This window comes from Streptomyces sp. NPDC006687, assembly GCF_040636215.1.
Lineage (GTDB): Bacteria > Actinomycetota > Actinomycetes > Streptomycetales > Streptomycetaceae > Streptomyces.
In genome coordinates this window covers 1-18,802 of record NZ_JBEYJJ010000031.1, presented here as the reverse complement: position 1 = coordinate 18,802, position 18,802 = coordinate 1, and the positions used below count along the sequence as shown (strand labels likewise).

The following is an 18,802-nucleotide window of genomic DNA, read 5'->3' as shown; positions in this document are numbered from 1 at the left end:
ACCCCCAGGGCTTCTCTGAGACCGGCCCGCCGGGCCACCGACCCCACCAGTGCCGCCCGGCCGCCCAGTCCCGCCCGACGGGATCCCGCCCCCCGCACCACCGCCCCGCACCCGGGGAACCGGGTGGGCAGGCGCCGAGGTGGCCCGGGGGGGAGATAGCGGGCCCGCGCCCCGTACACCCACGGGCACAGCGCGCACAGCGGGCCCGTACACCCACGGGCACAGCGCGTACAGCAGCCCCAGCCCCAGCCCCCCCTCAGCACCACCGCTCGCGGTGCAGGAAGCGGCTCAGGGCGTGGCGCCAGGGGTGGGTGGTTGGGGCGCCCTCGACGGCGGCTTCGAACTGCGCCGCCGTGCGCAGGGCGCGCAGGGTGGCCAGGTCGTCGCGGCCCGGGGGCGGGGGTGGCGGCTCGCCGTGCTGGGCCGCGCGGTAGGTGTCGATGAGGTACTGCTCGATGGCGGTCATCCCTCCACCCTCACCCCGTCGGCCGCAGTCCGCCCGCCGATTGACGCCGGCCGTCAATCGACCCCTCCCACCTGCGGCGCAGCCCCCGTACGGCGGTGGGACGAGGGCGGCCCCCGGCCGCACCCCGGGGCTCCGGGCGGGGGCGGCGCCGGACAGAATGGGGCGATGAGCGTGACCATCGACATCGCCGGGCTCCCTCTGGAGCGGATCGCCTTCGCGCCCTCGCCGCTCGCCGAGCTCTGCATGACGCTGCACGCGCTCTCGCAGCCCGCCCACCACCCCGCGCTGCAGTCCTGGACGAGGACCACCAGAGCCGCGCTCGACCCGTGCTTGGCCGAGCGGCTCCTGGAGGCCGACTTCATGTGGCGGAGTTCTTTCTCCGACATCTTCATGGCCTTCGCCGGCGTGCCCGGCGGCAGCGGCCGTCCCGGGGCGACCCTGGGCGAGGAGCTGGACGTCCTCGACCGGATGGACGACGAGCGGTTCGTGATGGCCGCGCTGGAGCACTGCTGGCTGGCCCTCTACAACGAGGGCGGCGGCCCGTCCCCGCTGACCGACGCCACCGCCCGGGCCAAGGCGCTGGAGACGGCGGCCGCGCGGGGTCCCGGGCGGCTGGAGTTCACCCGGCGGCTGCTGGACGACCCCGGCACCGTGCGGGTCTGGCTGCGGCGGCTGCTGGAGGACTGCGACGCGGCCTTCTTCGCCGAGACCTGGCGGCGGATCGAGCCGCGCCAGGCGGCGGACGTCCGGCACAAGACGGAGGTGCTGCGCCACCGGGGGCTCGCGGCGGTGCTGAAGGAGGTGTCCTCGGCGCTGAGCGTGGACGAGGAGCACACCACCATCAGCGCCGACAAGATGATCACCGGCCGGGCCACCGCCACCGATCCGGAGGTCGGGCCGGGCCTGCTGTTCATCCCGACGAACTTCGGCTGGCCGCACCTCCTCGTGCTGCACGCGCCCGGCTGGATGCCGGTGGTCCACTACCCGCTGGAGTCCCCCGAACTGGCCTCGGAGCCGCCCTCAGTGGAGCTGGTGCAGCGCCGGATGGAGGCGCTGGCGCACCCCATGCGGATGCTGCTGTGCCGCAGCCTGGCGCGGGCCCCGTACACGACGAGCGAACTGGCCCGGGTGTACGGGACGTCCGCACCGGAGGTCTCCCGGCACCTGTCCGTCCTGAAGAAGGCGGGGCTGATACACACGCGCCGTCAGGGGCGCTACGTGCAGCACCAGCTGGACCTGTCGGTGGTGGCCCGCATAGGCCCCGACCTCATCGAGGGCATCCTCCGCTGACCGCCCCGCGCGGGCGCGGTTCCGCCCTCCGGACAGTGGCCGGATTTCGCCGTCCGCCGTCGGCGCGGACATACCGGTATCCGGATTTCACGAACCGGTAGCAGTGAAACCCCTGGCGGCGACGGCCCGTTGCTGCCTACCGTGCCCCCACCGCTCGCCCCGCAGTCGTCACTCCCTGCGCTCCCTGCCGTGAAAGGACCTTCATGCCTTCTCGCCGTATAGCCGCCGCCACCGCCGCCCTGGCAGCGGCCGCCCTGGTCTCCCCGCTGCTCCTCGCCGGCCCGGCCGGCGCGTCGAGCCCGCAGAGCGACGCCGCCCGGGGTGACGCCCTGGCCAGGAAGCTGGTCAAGGAGGCGACCGGCAAGGGCGCCTTCAACCACCTGAAGGTCCTCCAGTCCATCGCCGACTACAACCACGGCACCCGCGTGGCGGGTTCGAAGGGCCACGAGCAGTCCGCCAAGTACGTCGAAGGCGTACTGAAGGCCGCCGGTTACGAGGTCACGCGCAACGAGTTCGACTTCGTCTACGTCGAGACCATCGCCGAGACGCTGAAGGTCAACGGCGCGGGCGGCCGCGACATCCCGCTGAAGCTGATGACGTACACGGCGAGCGGCCCGGAGGGCGGGGTCACCGCCCCGGTCGCGGTCGTACCGGTCGACGCGGACGGCTCCACGGGCTGCGACGCCGCCGACTTCGCCTCCGGCGCCTTCACCGGGAAGATCGCCCTGGTCCGGCGCGGCGGCTGCACCTTCGCCGTGAAGCAGGCGAACGCGGCGGCAGCCGGCGCGGTCGGCGCGGTCATCTACAACAACACCGCCGGCGCCCTCAACGGCACCCTCGGCGACCCGAACGCGGGCAAGATCCCCACCGGCGGCATCAGCCAGGCCGACGGCGAGAAGCTGGCCGCCGAGGCCGCCGCCGGACCGGTGGAGGTCACCCTCGACGTCCGCCAGTTCCGCGAGAACCGCAAGACGTACAACGTGATCGCGGAGACCAAGGGCGGCGACCCGGACAACACCGTCTTCCTCGGCGCCCACCTGGACTCCGTCGCCGCCGGCCCGGGCATCAACGACAACGGCTCCGGCTCGGCGGGCATCCTCCAGGTCGCGCAGCGCCTCGCGAGCGAGCAGAAGAAGGTCAAGAACAAGGTCAAGTTCGCCTGGTGGTCGGCGGAGGAGTACGGCCTGCTCGGCTCCGAGGCGTACGTGGCCTCGCTGACGCCGGAGCAGAAGAAGCAGATCAAGCTGTACCTGAACTTCGACATGATCGCCTCGCCCAACGCCGCCTACTTCGTCTACGACGGCGACGACTCCGACAAGGTCGGCTCCGGCCCCGGCCCGGAGGGCTCGGCGCAGCTGGAGAAGCAGATCACCGACTTCCTCGACGCGCAGAAGATCCCGCACGAGGGCAGCGACTTCACCGGCCGCTCGGACTACGGCCCGTTCATCGAGGCGGGTATCCCGTCGGGCGGTACGGACACGGGCGCCGAGGGCATCAAGACGCCGGAGCAGGCCGCGAAGTTCGGCGGTCAGGCGGGTGTCGCCTACGACGTGAACTACCACGGCAAGGGTGACGACATCACCAACATCGACCAGAAGGCCCTCGACATCAACGTGGACGTGATCGCGAACGCGGTCGGCCACTACGCCTACGACCTGGCCCCGCTGTCGCAGCCGGTCGTCTCGAAGCCGACCACCGGCTCCGGCACCGGCGGGGGCCTGCGCCCGGGCCACGACCACGAGGCCGCCGAGTAGCCGCGAGCGGGCGGTCAGAGCCGCGGTGGGGCCGGCGTTCCGGGGGGATGCCGGCCCCACCGCCGTACCGGGACGGAGTGGCCCTGGGCCGTCTCTTCCGGATCTTGTCTGACCCGCGCCGACAAGATCCGGAAGAGACGGCCTAGCCGAGGATCCCGCCCGGGATCCCGACCGGCTGGAGCAGCCAGCCGAAGTCGCCCAGCCCCCCGCGCGCGGTGAGCTCCGCCGCCTCCCCGGCCGAGGCCAGCGCGCGGACGTAGCCGGCCGGGTCGGTGGTGGCCAGGGCCAGCGGGGGGCGGCCGCCCGAGACGCCGAGGGCGGTCAGGGCCGCGCGCTGGGTGAGCAGGGCGGCGCCCGGTCCCGCGCAGGAGTCGAGGGCGACGTGGGCGGTGACGTCGCAGCCGCCGTCCGGGACGGGTGCGACCTCGCGCCCGCCGCGGAAGCCGGTGAGGGTGCCGTACGGGGGGCGGGCCTCGCGGGTGTGGGCGTAGTCCACGGCCACCGCCAGGCCCCGCTCCAGGGTGGCGACGGCCGCCGCCCACGCCTCGTCACGGGGCCGCCCGATCTCCGCCCGGCCCTCCCGCTCGCCGCCGGGCCACCACCGCTCCAGCCAGGCCCGGTCGGCGGGATCCAGCGGGCCGCCGGGGGTCTGCGTACCGTCGGGGGACACCAGGACGTACCGGCCGTCCTCGGCGATGTCCAGCGGGACGTTGTCCAGCCACTCGTTCGCGAACAGCAGCCCCGTGCTCCCCTCGGGCGGCGCGTCCACCCACCGGATCCGGGGGTCCAGCCCCTCGGGGGCGGCCGCGCGCTCGACGGCGTACGGGACCACCCGCGCGGCCGTCGCCTCCGGCAGCGCGGCGAGCACACCGGCCAGCAGCTCACCCCGTCCGGCGCCCATGTCCACGAGGTCCAGCCGGTCCGGATGCCCGAGCGCCGCGTCCACCCGCTCCAGCAGCCGCGCGACGGCCCCCGCGTACAGGGGCGAGGCGTGCACGGAGGTGCGGAAGTGCCCCGCGGGCCCCGGCCCGCCGGGGCGCACGTAGAACCCGCCGGGCCCGTACAGCGCCGCCTCCATGGCCGCCCGCCACCGCACCGGCCCCCCGGAAGGACCCGCTGCCTCGTCCCGGACACCACCCTGAGCGTTCATCCCGCTCAGGTTAAGGTCACCCTCCACCTTGCGGAGTACTCCCCCGTCACAGGGATCGCTCCTGTGGTTGACTCCAGCACCTATCCCCTTTCCCTACTCTGGGTTACGTGCAGCGCCTCTACGACTTCATCCGCAGACACCCGACGGGCGTCGACAGCTTCTGGGCTGTCCTCCTCTTCGGGTTCTCGATGCTGAACGTCGCCGAGATGACCGGTTCGGGCCTCGCCCTGCGGCTCGCGACCGTGCCCGTCGTCGCCGCGCTGTCCGTCGTCCTCGCGCTGCGCCGCAAGTGGACGGGCCCGATGTTCTGGCTGGCGGTGGCGGCGGGCGTCGTCCAGCTGGCCATCGGCTCGCCCGTGCAGACCTGCGACCTGGCGATGCTGGTGATCCTCTTCACCGTCGCCGCCTCCGGTGACGTCCCGCGCTGGGTCTCGCGCGCCGCGCTGGGCTGTGGGCTGCTGGCCGCCCCGCTCTACTTCCTGCGGTTCGGCGTGGACAAGAACGCGAGCGCGGTCCAGGAGGCCCTGTTCGTCGTGTTCATGATGGTGCCCTTCGCCCTGGCCTGGGTGATGGGCGACTCGCTGCGCACCCGCCGTGCCTACTACGCCCAGCTCGTGGAGCGCAACCAGCGGCTGGAGAAGGAACGCGAGGCGCAGGCCAAGGTGGCGGTGGCCGCCGAGCGCGCCCGCATCGCCCGCGAGCTGCACGACGTCGTCGCGCACAACGTGTCGGTGATGGTGGTCCAGGCCGACGGGGCCGCGTACGTCATGGACGTGGCGCCCGAGCAGGCCAAGGAGGCCCTCCAGACCATCTCCGGGACGGGCCGGCAGGCGCTCGCGGAGATGCGGCGGCTGCTGGGCGTGCTGCGCACGGGCGAGCCGCAGGAGTCCGAGGACTACGTGCCCCAGCCCGACGTGGAGCAGATCGAGGTCCTGGTCGAGCAGGTGCGGGCGGCCGGGCTGACGGTGGACTTCGAGGTGGAGGGCGCACCGCGCAGGCTGCCCAGCGGGGTGGAGCTGACCGCGTACCGGATCGTGCAGGAGGCGCTGACGAACACGCGCAAGCACGGCGGCCCGGACGCGCGGGCGAGCGTACGGCTGGTCTACTTCGACGACGGGCTGGGCCTGCTCGTCGAGGACGACGGGCGGGGCGCCGCACACGAGTTGTACGAGGACGGCGGCGCGGACGGCGCCGGTCACGGTCTGATCGGCATGCGGGAACGCATCGGCATGGTCGGAGGCACCCTGGACGCGGGCCCGCGTCCCGGCGGCGGCTTCCGGATCAGCGCGCTGCTCCCGCTCAAGAAAGGTGATTGATGTCCATCCGAGTGATGCTGGTCGACGATCAGGTGCTGCTGCGCACGGGCTTCCGGATGGTGCTCGCCGCCCAGCCGGACATGGAGGTCGTCGCCGAGGCGGGGGACGGCCTGGAGGCGCTGGAGGTGCTGCGGGCCACGAAGGTGGACGTGGTGCTGATGGACGTACGGATGCCCCGGCTCGACGGGGTCGAGGCGACCCGGCGGATCTGTGAGCCGGCCGAGCACCCGAAGGTCATCATCCTGACCACCTTCGACCTGGACGAGTACGCGTTCTCCGGGCTGAAGGCGGGCGCGAGCGGCTTCATGCTGAAGGACGTCCCGCCGGCGGAGCTGCTGGCGGCGATCCGCTCGGTGCACAGCGGGGACGCGGTGGTGGCGCCGTCGACGACGCGGCGGCTGCTGGACCGGTTCGCGCCGATGCTGCCGACGACCACGCAGGAGCCGCGGAACAAGGAGATCGAGCGGCTGACCGAGCGGGAGCGCGAGGTCATGCTGCTGGTGGCGCAGGGCCTGTCGAACGGGGAGATCGCGGGCCGGCTGGTGCTGTCCGAGGCGACGGTCAAGACGCACGTGGGCCGCATCCTGACGAAGCTGGGGCTGCGCGACCGGGTGCAGGTGGTGGTCCTGGCCTACGAGACGGGCCTGGTCCGCGCCGGGAGCGGCCCGCAGCTGTAGCCGGCCGGCCTCACGGCAGCGGGGGGATCGCCGTCCGCAGGTGGGTCATCAGGGTGGCGAGGGTCTCCCATGCGGCGGGGTCGGCGCCGTCGCCCAGCGGGTAGTGCAGTCCGGGCCTGCGCTCCGGGCCCACCTGGAGGGGCTTCAGCGCCAGCGGGGGGCGCCGGGCCTTCGACAGGGTGGCTTCGGTGACGCCCGTGGCGCCCAGGGTGAAGGACACCGGGACGGCGGGGGCGGCGAAGCGCGGGGTCAGGCTCAGGTCCCGCCGCCCGGGGCCCAGCGAGACGAGCATGCTGACCAGGCCGTGCCCCGATACGAGGGCCTCCGCGAGCTCCTCCAGCGCGCCGAGCGGCACCTCCTCGGACGGCCCGTACCCCAGGCACAGGGTGGCGTCCTCCTCGACCCCCTTCGCCGTGCGCGTCACCCGGACGGTGGCCAGCGCGGGCCGCTCGGGCCGGCCGACGGCGGTGACGAGGGTGGGCTCGGGCATCCGGCCCCGCGCGAGCTCGGTGAACTGGCGCGGCGACCAGGGCAGGTTGACGGGCTCGGCGGTGCCCCAGCCGGCCGGACCGGCGCCGGTGAGGATCCGCCAGGCCGTCTCCAGCGCCCCGCCGAGCAGGGTGTCCGCCTCGGCGGGGTGCTCCGTGCGCAGCTGTACGGTCAGCCGCCGCTCCCCCGCGCCGGCGGCGGGCCGCCGGAACGCCCCGGCGAGCCGGGCCTGGCCCCGGCCGTCGCGGGCCGGGGCGAAGGTGCCGTCCTGCCAGGCGAGTACGGCTCCGGAGAGGCCGTCGTAGTAGCCGCACTCGGGGTCCTGGACCACCCACCGGTTCGGGGCGCCGGTCAGCACGGTGCGCAGCGGCAGGCTGAGCCGGCAGTGGGCGGGGGTGACGATGTGCAGGGCCGCGCCGAAGGCGGCCGTGGTGCGCAGGACGTCCGACAGCCAGGCCGTCAGCGGGACCACCGGCCGGTCCGCGAGGACGACGGCGGTGGACTCGGTGACCACGTCCACGGTGGGCAGCGCTCCGACGGGCGCGGGCGCCGCCGCGGCCTCGGAGCCCACCGGCACGGGCGCCACCCGGCCCGCGCCCTCGGGCCACACCGCCCCGCCGAGCACCTCGGCCAGCCGCCCGGCCACCGCCCCGGCCAGCTCCGCCGCCTCGGGCACGGCTGTGGAGGCGCGGGTCTCCGTCCACCAGACGGGCGTGCCGGACGGGGTCCCGAGGAGCCGCTGCGCCTCGCCCGGCACCTGGACGAGCACCGGCGCCTCCACCGACACCAGGGGCCGGCCGCCCGCGCCGAGCAGCTGGATGACGGCCCCGTCCCCGGCGGTGGCGGCGTCCAGTCCGGCGCCGCCCGCCGCGAGGGCCACCAGCAGGGCGGCGGCGTCGGGCATCTTCGGGGTGAGGGCGATGACGTCCTTGGTCACGGTGTCAGGGCGCTTCCTGGCTCGGCGGGGCGGCGAGGGCGGTCTGGACGACCTGGTGCGGGCGGCCGCGCCGCACCAGCGTGCCCCGGCCGGGCGGCTGGGCGCTGGCGTACAACTGCGGGAACAGCTGGCCCTCGGAGCGCTCGCCGTCCATGACGAGCGCGGTGGTGCCCGATTCGCGCAGGGTGGTCAGCAGCGGCTCGTACAGGGCGCGGGAGGCGCCGGCGACGCGGCGGGCGATGACGAAGTGCAGCCCGATGTCCTGGGCGGACGGCAGGTAGGGCACGAACGCCTGGAGCGGCTGCTGCCCGGCGGTGGTGAGGATGTCGTAGTCGTCGACGAGGACCACGATGCGCGGTCCGGCGAAGCCGGGGCCCTCCCCGGGTTCGGCGTCGGGGTCGATGCCGTCCTCGGGGAGCCGCTTGTCGAGCTCCTTGGCGATCCCGGCCGACAGCGCGGCGGCGATCTTCGCGTTGTGCGCGTAGCCGCCCCGGTAGGGCTCGGGGACCACCCCGCGCAGTCCGCGCCGGGGGTCGTAGACGGCGAAGACCAGTTCGTCCTCGCCGTAGCGGGCGATGAGCTGGCGGGCGACGAGGGACAGCAGGTTGGTCTTGCCGCACTCGTTGTCGCCGAGGATCAGCAGGTGCTGGTCCTGGCCGAACAGGTCGAGGAGCACCGGCGCGAGGACGTCCTGGTCCACGCCGACGGGGATCCGGCGCGGTTCCTCGTCGGCGGAGGGCAGCCGGTCGGCGGGCAGCCGGGAAGGCAGGACCCTTACGGGGGAGGCGAGTTCGCCGTGCCAGGTGGCGCTGATGGTGGCGGCGGCCTCCTCCAGCGCGGCGGCCAGGTCGGTGGTGCCCTCGCGGGAGTCGATGCGCGGCAGGGCGGTCTGCGCGAAGAGCTTGCCGTCGGTCAGCACCCGGCCCGGGGTGTCCGGGGAGATGGTCTCGGACAGCTTGCGGTCGATGGCGGAGTCCGAGGGGTCGCCCAGGCGCAGTTCGACGCGGCCGCCGAAGAGGGACTGGTTGGCGATGCGGACGTCGTTCCAGCGCAGCATCCCGGCGACGACGTGGATGCCGTAGCCGCCGCCGCGCTTGAGCAGGTCGGTGACGGCGTCGTCGAGGGCGTCGAAGTCCTCGCGCAGGGCGCCGTAGCCGTCGATGAGCAGGACGATGTCGGTGGAGCGCAGCTCGGGCAGCCGGCCCTGGGCGCGCAGGGCCCGCAGCTGGTCGACGGAGTCGATGGAGTGCTCGCGGAAGAGGTACTCGCGCTGGGCCAGCATGGCCCGTACCTCGGCGACGGTGCGGGCGGCCCGCTCCCGGTCGGCCCGCCCGGCGATGCCGCCGACGTGCGGGAGCCCGGCGAGGGCGGCGAGACCGCCTCCGGCCAGGTCGAGGCCGTAGACGGCCACCTCCTGCGGGGTGTGGGTCAGGGCCAGGGAGAGGGCGAGGGTGCGCAGCAGGGTGGTCTTGCCGGACTGGGGACCGCCGGTGACGGCGGTGTGCCCGCCGGCGACGGTCAGGTCCAGCTCCCACGGGCCGCGCCACTGCCGGGCCGGGTCGTCCAGGACGCCGAGCGGTACCCGCAGCGGGGCGCGGCGCGGCTTGTCGAGGGGGCCGGTGCCCCCGGGACCGAGCCGCAGCCCGTGCTCGGTGACCGACAGCGGTCCGGCGGCGGCGTCGAGGGGCACCGCGTCGGGCAGCGGCGGCAGCCAGATCCGGCGCACGGGCGGGGCCGCGCCGGCGAGCTGGTCCACGATGACGGAGAGCACGCTGGGCCCGGTCTCCCGGGCGGTCGCGGTGGGCTTGTCCTCGGCGGGCTCGGCCGGAGCGCCCGCGTCCTGGAGGGTGTTGAACGTCGGGTACGGAAGGGCCAGCGGCCCCTGCTCGGCGTCGTCGGGCCCGGCGGCCGGGCCCCGGTAGCGCCCGGAGACGTAACCGGCCTTGAACCGGGTGTAGGTGGAGGTGTCCACCTTGAGGTAGCCGAAGCCGGGCAGCGGCGGCAGCAGGAAGGCGTCGGTGGTGTCGAGGACGGTGCGGGACTCGTCGGCGGAGAAGGTGCGCAGGCCGAGCCGGTAGGACAGGTAGGTGTCCAGGCCCTTGAGCTTGCCGCCCTCGATGCGCTGGCTGGAGAGCAGCAGGTGCACGCCGATGGAGCGGCCGATCCGGCCGATGGACAGGAACAGGTCGATGAAGTCGGGCTTGGCGGTGAGCAGTTCGCCGAACTCGTCGATGACGACGAACAGGTGCGGCAGCGGCTCCAGTTCGGGCCTCTCGGCGCGCAGGACGGCGTAGTGGCCGATGTCGGCGACGTTCCCGGCGTCCTTGAGGACCTGCTGGCGGCGCTTGACCTCGCCGGCGAGGCTGGTGTGGACGCGTTCGACCAGCCCGGCCTGGTTCTCCAGGTTGGTGATGACGCCGGCGACGTGCGGGAGCTTCGCGAAGGGGGCGAAGGTGGCGCCGCCCTTGTAGTCGACGAGGACCATCGCGAGGTCCTCGGGGGCGTGGGTGGTGACCAGGGCGAGGACGAGGGTGCGCAGCAGCTCGCTCTTGCCGGAGCCGGTCGCGCCGACGCACAGGCCGTGCGGGCCCATGCCGAGCTGCGAGGACTCCTTCAGGTCGAGGAGGACCGGGCCGTGGCGGTCGTCGATGCCGATCGGCACGCGCAGGAAGTCCCTCTCGCCGCGCGGCGCCCACAGCCGGTCCACGTCGATCCGGGCGGGATCGTCGATCCCGAGCAGGCCCATGAAGTCCACAGGCCCGGAGACGGGCGTGCCCTCGGCGACGGACTCCGCGGACAGCCGCAGCGGGGCGAGCATCCGGGCCAGGCCCTCGGCGGTGGCCGGGCCGAGGGCGTCGGTGAGGCCCTCGGCGGCGGGGGCCTGCGGGGTGCGCAGGTCGCGGACGGTGACGTGGCTGCCGTCGGGGCCGCCGACGGTGATCCGTACCGCCACCTCGTCGGGCTCGTGGACCTGCTCGGCGAGGAGATGCAGGACCGTGGTGTTCATGTCGGCCAGGCCCACCGCCGAGTCGGGGCGGGGCAGTTCGACGGCGTTCTCCCCGTACTCGTCGCTGACGACGAGCAGCCGGCCGGCGAGCCGCAGCGCGCCCTTGTCGGACAGGCCGCGCCGCACCTCCGCCGCGTACGAGGCCCTGCGGCGCAGGTCGGGCGCGAGGACCCCGGCGGCGAGCTGGGGCAGGCTGGGGGCGATCCGGCGGGCGGCGACGGGCCCGTCCTGTTCCTGCTGGTCGAGGACGTGCGGCAGCCACTTGGCCCACTCCCAGTCCGCCAGCCGCTCCCCGGGCACGCCGAGGGCGATGGCCACGTCGTCGGGGGCGTGCAAGGCGGCGGTGTGCGCGAGGAGGGCGCGGGCGACGCGCAGGACGCCCTCGCGCTCGCCGATGATGCTGACGTTCCCTGCCCGGTCGAGGGGGACGGTCAGCGGGAAGTCGCTGGCGCGGGCGAAGCGGGCCATGAGGGCGCCGGCCTCGTTGAGCATGAAACGGTCGGGCGGGGTGAGGACGTTCCCGGCGCCCGCGGCGAGGGCGATCTCCTGGACGGCGACGGCTCCGGTGCCCAGGCGCGGGCGCAGGAAGTCGGGGTCGGAGCGGCGGCGCTCCCACAGCCGCGCGGGGTCCCGTACGAGGTCGTAGAGGGCCTCCGGCGGCGGGTTGAGGCGGCGGGCCTCGTCACGCAGGGCCTTCTCGCGGGCGCCGAGCTCCTCGCGCTGCTCCTCCAGGTACTCCAGGTAGCGCTCGCGCTGGGCGCGTCGGGTGCGCTGGGCCTTGCCGCGCTGGGACCAGAACAGGGCGATGGCGCCGATCAGCGCGAAGACCAGCACGATCGCGCCGACGGCGGCGAACTGGCTGTTGCGGATCACGGTCATCATCACGACCGAGCCCATGACGCCGGCCATCGGCAGCAGGGCGGTGGCCGGGCTGCCGATCTTCCCCTCGGGGAGGTTCGGCGGGGCTTCGACGGTGCGGGGTTCGGCGGGGGCGGGGGGCAGGGTGCCGCGGGCCGGGCGGTGGACGAGCTGCTGGGTCACCGGGCAGCCCCGGCCGCCGGGAGGGCCACGGCCCGCTGGAGGACCTCGGCGGCCAGCCGGACGGCGGCCTGCCGGGTGCCTTCGCCGAGCAGGTCGGTGCGGACGGCGCCGCCGGAGGCGAGGTGGCGGTCGTAGGGCAGGACGACCACCCCGGCGCCGGTCGCGGCCAGCTGCGCGGCGGCCTTGCCGAGGTCGATGGCCGGGTGCGGGGACTGCACGGTGAGCACGACGACCGTACGGGGCAGGACGGGCACGGGCAGGGAGGCCAGCCAGTCGAGGACGGCGTGGGTGGAGGCGAGCCCCTCGGCGGTGGCGGGGGCGGTGAGCACCCGGGCGTGCGCGGTGTCGAGGGCGGTACGGGCGACCTCGCCGGGCAGGGTCTCGCAGTCGACGACGGTGACCCCGAAGTAGCGGCGCAGCGCGACCATGAGCGTCCGGTAGGTGGCGACGTCGACCTGGGCGCCGATCCGGCCCTGGCTTCCGGGCAACAGCCAGCCGCCGTCGGGGAGCGGGACGAGGTAGCCGGTGATGTCGGTGAGCTGCATGGAGGGGCGGACGATCTGGGCGAGGTCCGCGCAGGTCCAGCGCAGGGACTCGACGCCGAGCCGGACGGGCAGGGTGCCGAGGGCGGCGTCGGCCTCCAGGGTGAGCACCGGGTCGTGGCGGAAGTGGTTGTAGGTGCGGCTGAGGAGGGCGGTGACGGTGGTCTTGCCGGAGCCGCCGCGGATGCTGGTGACGACGATGTGCCGCCCGGTGGTGACGGGCTGCTGCACCTGGGCGGCGAGCCCCGTCTCGGCGGCGACGGCCTTGGCGGCGGAGGCCCCGAGGGCCCCGCGCAGGGTGCGCAGGGTGCGCCGCACCAGCGGATCCCCGTGCCGGGGCTTCCCGACGGAAGCCTCGGCCGCCCGCACGGGCACGGTCTCGGGGGCGGCGCGGTGGGCGTGCTGCGACTGCGGGTGGCCGGGCTGCGGGGACGGCTGTGGCTGCGGGTACGGCTGCGCGTGCTGCGGGGACGGCTGTGGCTGGGGGTACGGCTGCGACTGCCCGTGCCGCGGCTGGGCGTACCCCTGGCCGGGGGCCTGCTGCGGTACGGGCGCACCGTGCGCGACGCCGGGCTGCCGACCGCCGTCCGCACCGGGGGCCGCGTACGCCTGTGCGGGGATCTGCGCGGCGCCGGGCTGCCACTGGCCGTCCGGACCGGGGGCCGCGTACGCCGGACCGGCGCTCTGCACGGGGCCGGGCTGCCGGCCGCCGTCCGCGCGGGGGGCGGCGTACGCCTGACCCGCGCTCTGCGGGTCGGGCTGCCGGCCGCCGTCCGCGCGGGGGGCGGCGTACGCCTGACCCGCGCTCTGCGGGTCGGGCTGCCACTGGCCCTCCGCGCCCGGAACGGCGTACGCCTGACCCGCGCCCTGCGCGGCGCCGGGCTGCCGGCCGCCGTCCGCGCCCGGGGCGGGGTCCCCCTGGGCGGCCATCTGCACGGGGTCGGGCTGCCACTGGCCCTCCGAGCCGGAGGCCGGGTGCGACTGGCCGGCGGTCTGCGCGGGGCCGGGCTGCCAGACGCCCTCCGCGCCCGGGGCCGGGGGGCGGGACGGGGTCGTGCCGGTGAGTTCACCGAGGACGCCGGCCTGCCAGTCGTCCTGGCGGTTCGTGTCTGACATGTCTGAGTCGCAACCCTTACGCGAAGGTGCCGAGCAACCGCCCGTACACGCCGAACACCCCGATGAGCAGCGGGAACAGGACGATGACACCGAAGGACTCGGCGGCGTCCCCGAACCGGCGCAGCCGGACCCGTACGTGCTCGGGCGGCTGGACGGCCAGTACCCCCAGCGCGGCCAGCGCCAGCGCCAGCAGCACCGCCAGCGGCCCGGCCGCACCGGCCCGCCCGGCCCACACCAGCAGGGCGGCCACGGTGACGGCGGCCCCCGCCAGCAGCAGCGCCACCACCTCCGCGACCAGCGGGAACGCCCGCGCGCGCAGCCACAGCACGGCGGCGACCGCCGAGGCGAGGGAGACCGTCCAGACGTCGGGCTCGCGCAGCGCGAGCACCCCGGCCGCGCCCGCCGAGACGGCGGTGGCCAGGGTGGCCAGGGCCATGCCCCGGTGGGTGGCGCCCAGGGCGGTGGTGACCTTGTACCGGCTGACGGAGACGCCCCGCGCCCGCTGGTCGTCCAGCCCGGTGAGCCCGGCCGCGGCCAGCGCCAGCCGAGGCAGCAGCCCCAGCAGGACGACGGAGACCACGGCGAGCACCGCTCCGGTCCGGGCCCCGGACTGCCCCTGGGCCAGGGCCACGGCCTCCCAGATCACGGTCAGCCCGGCCACGGCGGCGGCCCCGACGAACCCGCCCCGCCCGAGCGGCGTGAACCACCCCAGCAGCGCGAGCCCCACGGCCAGCGCACCCGCGACGGCGGCGAGCCGTCCCATGGCGTGCCAGTGCTGCGCGTCGCCCAGGGTCCACGCCCCGAGCACCCCGACCGCACCCGCGGTCGCCAGCAGCGCGGCGGCCAGCCCGGAGCCCTTCATCCGGCCCGCGACGGCCCCGACGATCCCGCACACGGCGGCGGTCCCCAGCAGCACCCCGGCGACGGCCCCCGGCGCGAACGCGGCCCGGGCGAACCACCCGGCCACCAGCGCCCACAGCACCAGCCCGGCCCCGGCGGTGACCCGCCGCGCGGCCGGCCGCCAGCGCCAGGCCCGTACGTCCAGGTCCTCGGCGGCCTCGTCGGTGACGTCGTGCACCACGGGCGCGGACGGCACGTCCTGCACCCGCACGAGCCGCAGCACGGCCCCGTCGGCGACGCCCGCTTCCTCCAGCGAGACCCCGTGCTCCAGCACGGAACCGTCCGCCGTGACCAGATGACGCAGCATCGGCTGCGCGGCGACCCGGTCGTCCAGCATCCGTATGACATCGGGCAGCAGCCGCCCGACCGGCTCCCGGGAGGGGAGTACGAGATCCATCCGCCGGCGCTGACCCACCAGGGTCACCCGGCTCAGTGCCGCACCGCTTCGCGCCCCCATGCTCACCACGCGTTCGAACCTATCACCGAGGTCTGACCTGCTGCCCTGGCGTTCCGACCTTCCCGATCACCCGGTGCGAGACGAACGACCACCCCACACATCCCGCACACAGCACGGCCGCGATCACGAGCCCGGCGACGGCCTTCCCGATCCGCTCGTCGGCGACCCGCCGGCCCCGCTGCGCCCCGAACAACACCGCATCCCGCAGCCTGCGCCGCCGCACCGCGACGGACTCCAGGAGCTGGCTGTCGTAGTCCTCAGCCGCCACTGCGGCCTCCTCCCTGTCGCGGCTGAACGCTAGTACGGGCCGTGACGACCGCGAAACCGGCTACTCCGGTTGCGCAGCCCGCCCGATCCGCCGGGCCGCCTCCAGCCGGTCGATCCGGACCAGGTCCTTCTCGCTCTCCAGATCCCGGCCTGTGGGACACCAGCGCAGGTCGGGGCCGAGAAGTTCCGTACCCCGCACGTGCCGCTACAGGAGCACACCGCGCGCCTTCCGAAGCCGCAGTAGGCGACCCGCCCCTCGACGTCGAGGGCATCGAGCACGGCGTCACCGAGGACGGCGACGGGCGGGCTGCCGAGGAACCCCTGCAAGGGCCGGGGCTGTACGAGGCGCCGACCCGGTCGAGCAAGTCCGCGAGCCCCGCCGCCTGCTCCGCCCCGAGCTCGAACTCCGGGTCGATGTACGGCGTGGCGTCGAAGAAGGGCCACACTTCATCGGCCCCGCACGCCCGCGCCCACACGGCCGACTCCCACATCAGCACCCGCCGGGACCCGACGCGCTCGAACGCCAGGTCCCTCCGCATGTCCCGCTCGACGGCCCGCGGCCGCTCCAACACGGCGGCGGGCGCCGGTGCCGGCACCCTCAGTACCTCCCTGAGAGTTCCTCCAGCGTGTCCAGCGAGGCCGCCTCGTGCGCCGCGGACTCCACCACGGAGCCGCTGGCCGAGCCGCCGAGCAGTTCGTTCAACGCCTCCAGCGGGCCGAAGCCTCGCAAGCGCAGGTCGCGGAGCTTCAGCAGCCATGGCACACCGGCCTCGAAGGCCGCGTCACCCGCCGCGGTGCGGGGCTCGTAGCCGGCCGCCGCGTCACCCACGGCGGCCCAGAGGTAGCCCAGAACCTGTTCTCCCTGCCGCACGTGTGCGTAGCGGACGGGGTGTTCCGTGCTGCTCTCGTAGTCCTGGCCCGCGGAGTCCCCGGGAACCAGCTTCATGAGCCGCTTCCAACGTCCGGGCACCTCGAAGGTGCCCCACGAGTCGTCGTACTCCGCCCCTTCGGCCAGTAGGTCACCGAACCCCTCAGCGGTGGGCCGGGCGTGCCTCGTGGCGTCGCCGGGGTCGATCTCCGAACCCGTCGACTCGGAGATCCGCTTCAGCGCGGCGGTGAGGCGGGGGGCGTTCTCGGCGGCCACCTCCGGCTGCGGACGCTCCCTGAGGTCCTGGGTCAGCCAGGCGTCCGCGTAGGTGGACAGCACCAGCACAACGCCGCCCTCACCCCACACGTCGACACGTACGGTGAACAGCTTCTCCGCCCGGCGCACGACTCCGGATTCCGTCCACTCACCGGGCAGCTTCAGACTCAGCGTCAGCAGACGGCCCGGCAGGAGCCTGACTGCGGCGGCCTGGGCGGCCGCTGCGGCGGCGCCCGCGCCGAGGGCGTCGCCGGCCTCGACCGGAACGTCACGGACCGCGCACAGGGGGCTGGCCATGGCGCGCCGGTCGCTCAGCACGACCGAGACCGTGCCGCCCTCCGTGACCAAACCGAGGGAAGCCAGGATGTTCCGGACGTCCGACAGCAGACCGAGCGCCCTCGCCGTGCCGTTCTCGGCGGCGTCGGACACGGGAGCGGGCTCCCAGAACCATTCGCCCACGGGCTCGGATGTGATCACTGGCTTCCCTTCAGCATTCCCATGGGGTCGGTCCTGGTCCCGGGCGGCACCACGAGGACTCCGTCATCGAGCCTGATGACGAAGGCTACGTCCTTGCCGACACCGTATCTGCCGCGTCCGTTCCTGTTGATCTCCAGCAGATCGTCGACCGCGCCCCGGGCCGTCCATTCCGCGATGGTGCCCTGCCCTTCGACGAGCATCAGGCGGTTGTCGGCGGTCGAGTGGGTGATCTGGCTGAGGTTCTTCCCGCGGATGATCTCACTCACGGGGTCAAGAGGATTGTCCAGACGCTTCATCTGATAGCCCCACGACTCGCCGTCCTTCGGACCGTAGAAGACGTCCGTGTCCTCGAACTCCGCCTTCTTCACCTCGAAGTGGATGTCGTCGGGCTTCAGTCCGCTCTTGGCCAGGTCGTCGGCGAAGATGATCTGGTCGAGAGCGGGCTCTAGCATGCCCACCTTGTGCGCACCCATGCTGGACACGACCTGGGAGAAGTTGTCGCTGTTCTTGAAGGCGCCCGACCCGATGATGTCCGCGATCTGCTGGCCTCGCGGGTTCTCCGCCAGGCGCTCCAGGGCCCGTTCGAGGACGTCCGGCTTTGGACGCTCCTTTCCGGGGAGCTCCTTGACCGCGTCCCGGAGCCGCTGCTCCGCCTCGCCGCCGCGGACCATCGGCTTCGGTTCACCGCCATCGGGGGACGGCGTGTGGTCCCCGGCCGGGGGCTGCCCGTCGCCCGTACCGCCGTGGTCACCGCCGCCAGGGGTGTGGTCGCCCCCGCCGGGACCGTCACCATGGCTGCCCGGGCCGTCACCAGGGCCGTCGCCGTGGCCGCCGGGGCCGTCACCGTGCCCGCCCGTGGACGGGGTATCGCCGTGGCCGCCGCCCGTCGGGGTGGTGTCCGTGCCGCCGTGGCCGGGGGTGCCGCCGCCCGGTTCGGTGTGGCTGTTGTGCGGGAGGTTGTCCGCCGTGCCGCCGACGGGGTGCGTGGTGGAGCCGCCGGGGGTGTGGGGCGTCGAGGTCGTCGGGTGGTGGGGGCCGCCGACCGTGACGTCCTGGTGCTTGGGCGCGCCGACCGTGACCTCCTCGGGCTTGGGAGTCTCCACCAGCGGGTGGTCGGGGCCCTTGGGGACGGCGGTGAGGTCCTGCTTCGGGAGGCCCTGGTGGTCGAGGAGTTGGTGGGTGGTCTTGTCGTAGAACTGAGGGCGGCCCGCTGCGTCGTCGGGGAGGCGGACGGTGTCTTCGGGGTGGGGGAAGTGGACCCCGGGCATGTCGGCCTTGGGGAGGTCCTTCCACACCACGTCGGTGATCTTCGGGAACGCCCCGTCGACCTTGCCGAGGTTGGCGAACAGGTCGCCGACCTTGACCTTGGCCAGGGAGCCGGCCTTGCCGATGTAGGTCATCGGGTCGATCAGGCGGCCGGCCTTCCCGGCGACGGAGATGACCTTGGCGACCGTGCCCGCCTTCGCGGCGGTACCGGCGCCGCCGGTGAAGACGGTCGTCAGGACGTTGAAGGTGACCGCCCCGGCGGCGCGGGCGGGGTTCTTGCCCCACTCGTCCCAGGCGACCAGGGCCTTGCCGGTCTCCTTCACCGCCGTGCGTGAGTCACGGATCCAGGAGGGGAGGTCCTTGTCGTCGGCCAGCCAGAACGCGGTGCCGACCCCGGGGATCGAGGCGATGGTCAGACCGGTGGCCAGCTTGGCCAGGCCCGTCCACGCCTGCCCCGCCTTGTCCCAGCCGTCCACACCGACCAGGGTGCCAAGGCCCCGGATGGT

General features: G+C 74.5%; 12 protein-coding genes and 1 pseudogene. 4 read left to right on the top strand and 9 right to left on the bottom strand.

Features of this window, described 5'->3' with window-relative positions:
* Positions 1-256: 256 nt before the first annotated feature.
* Positions 257-466, bottom strand: a complete 210-nt coding sequence (locus tag ABZ716_RS24560) for a hypothetical protein (RefSeq protein WP_358814692.1) — start codon at positions 464-466, stop codon at positions 257-259.
* A 171-nt stretch (positions 467-637) separates the two neighbouring features.
* Here ABZ716_RS24560 and ABZ716_RS24555 point away from each other — a divergent pair, with 171 nt between their 5' ends.
* A complete protein-coding gene (locus ABZ716_RS24555; RefSeq protein ID WP_358961734.1) occupies positions 638-1,756 on the top strand; it encodes a DUF5937 family protein in 1,119 nt (372 codons plus the stop codon).
* A gap of 203 nt (positions 1,757-1,959) precedes the next feature.
* A complete protein-coding gene (locus ABZ716_RS24550; protein ID WP_358961730.1) occupies positions 1,960-3,510 on the top strand; it encodes a M28 family metallopeptidase in 1,551 nt (516 codons plus the stop codon).
* A 142-nt stretch (positions 3,511-3,652) separates the two neighbouring features.
* Here ABZ716_RS24550 and ABZ716_RS24545 read toward each other — a convergent pair whose 3' ends face one another.
* The gene (locus ABZ716_RS24545; RefSeq protein ID WP_358961728.1) at positions 3,653-4,660 is read right to left on the bottom strand and encodes an SAM-dependent methyltransferase; all 1,008 of its coding nucleotides are present in this window, start codon (positions 4,658-4,660) and stop codon (positions 3,653-3,655) included.
* 107 nt (positions 4,661-4,767) lie between these two features.
* On the opposite strand from ABZ716_RS24545, the gene ABZ716_RS24540 reads away from it, so the two are divergent.
* Together ABZ716_RS24540 and ABZ716_RS24535 are read left to right on the top strand one after the other, a co-directional pair.
* Positions 4,768-5,976: a sensor histidine kinase gene (locus tag ABZ716_RS24540; protein WP_358814689.1), complete on the top strand. Its 1,209-nt coding sequence runs from the start codon at positions 4,768-4,770 to the stop codon at positions 5,974-5,976.
* Positions 5,976-6,653 (top strand): response regulator transcription factor, encoded by a 678-nt coding sequence (locus tag ABZ716_RS24535; protein ID WP_351890162.1) that lies wholly within the window; start codon positions 5,976-5,978, stop codon positions 6,651-6,653. Before ABZ716_RS24540 ends, ABZ716_RS24535 begins: the two co-directional genes overlap by 1 nt.
* Before the next feature lie 10 nt (positions 6,654-6,663).
* Here the strand turns inward: ABZ716_RS24535 and ABZ716_RS24530 are convergent, their stop codons facing one another.
* The 7 genes and pseudogenes from ABZ716_RS24530 to ABZ716_RS24500 form a co-directional block, all read right to left on the bottom strand.
* Positions 6,664-8,079 carry a DUF6177 family protein gene (locus ABZ716_RS24530; RefSeq protein ID WP_358961725.1) on the bottom strand — a complete coding sequence of 472 codons (1,416 nt, stop codon included), beginning with the start codon at positions 8,077-8,079 and terminating at the stop codon, positions 6,664-6,666.
* 4 nt (positions 8,080-8,083) lie between these two features.
* Positions 8,084-12,127 carry a type VII secretion protein EccCb gene (eccCb, locus tag ABZ716_RS24525; protein WP_358961723.1) on the bottom strand — a complete coding sequence of 1,348 codons (4,044 nt, stop codon included), beginning with the start codon at positions 12,125-12,127 and terminating at the stop codon, positions 8,084-8,086.
* Complete coding sequence (locus tag ABZ716_RS24520) at positions 12,124-13,785, bottom strand: hypothetical protein (RefSeq protein WP_358961721.1); 1,662 nt, start codon at positions 13,783-13,785, stop codon at positions 12,124-12,126. The genes eccCb and ABZ716_RS24520 overlap by 4 nt, the downstream gene beginning before the upstream one ends.
* A 16-nt stretch (positions 13,786-13,801) precedes the next feature.
* Positions 13,802-15,142, bottom strand: a complete 1,341-nt coding sequence (gene eccD / locus ABZ716_RS24515) for a type VII secretion integral membrane protein EccD (RefSeq protein ID WP_358961732.1) — start codon at positions 15,140-15,142, stop codon at positions 13,802-13,804.
* A 22-nt stretch (positions 15,143-15,164) separates the two neighbouring features.
* A complete protein-coding gene (locus ABZ716_RS24510; protein ID WP_358961719.1) occupies positions 15,165-15,410 on the bottom strand; it encodes a hypothetical protein in 246 nt (81 codons plus the stop codon).
* 597 nt (positions 15,411-16,007) lie between these two features.
* Positions 16,008-17,030, bottom strand: coding sequence for a hypothetical protein (locus ABZ716_RS24505; protein ID WP_358961717.1), 1,023 nt, complete (start codon positions 17,028-17,030; stop codon positions 16,008-16,010).
* Positions 17,027-18,802 (bottom strand): annotated as a pseudogene (locus ABZ716_RS24500) (hypothetical protein); the annotation flags it as partial. The gene ABZ716_RS24505 and the pseudogene ABZ716_RS24500, both read right to left, overlap by 4 nt.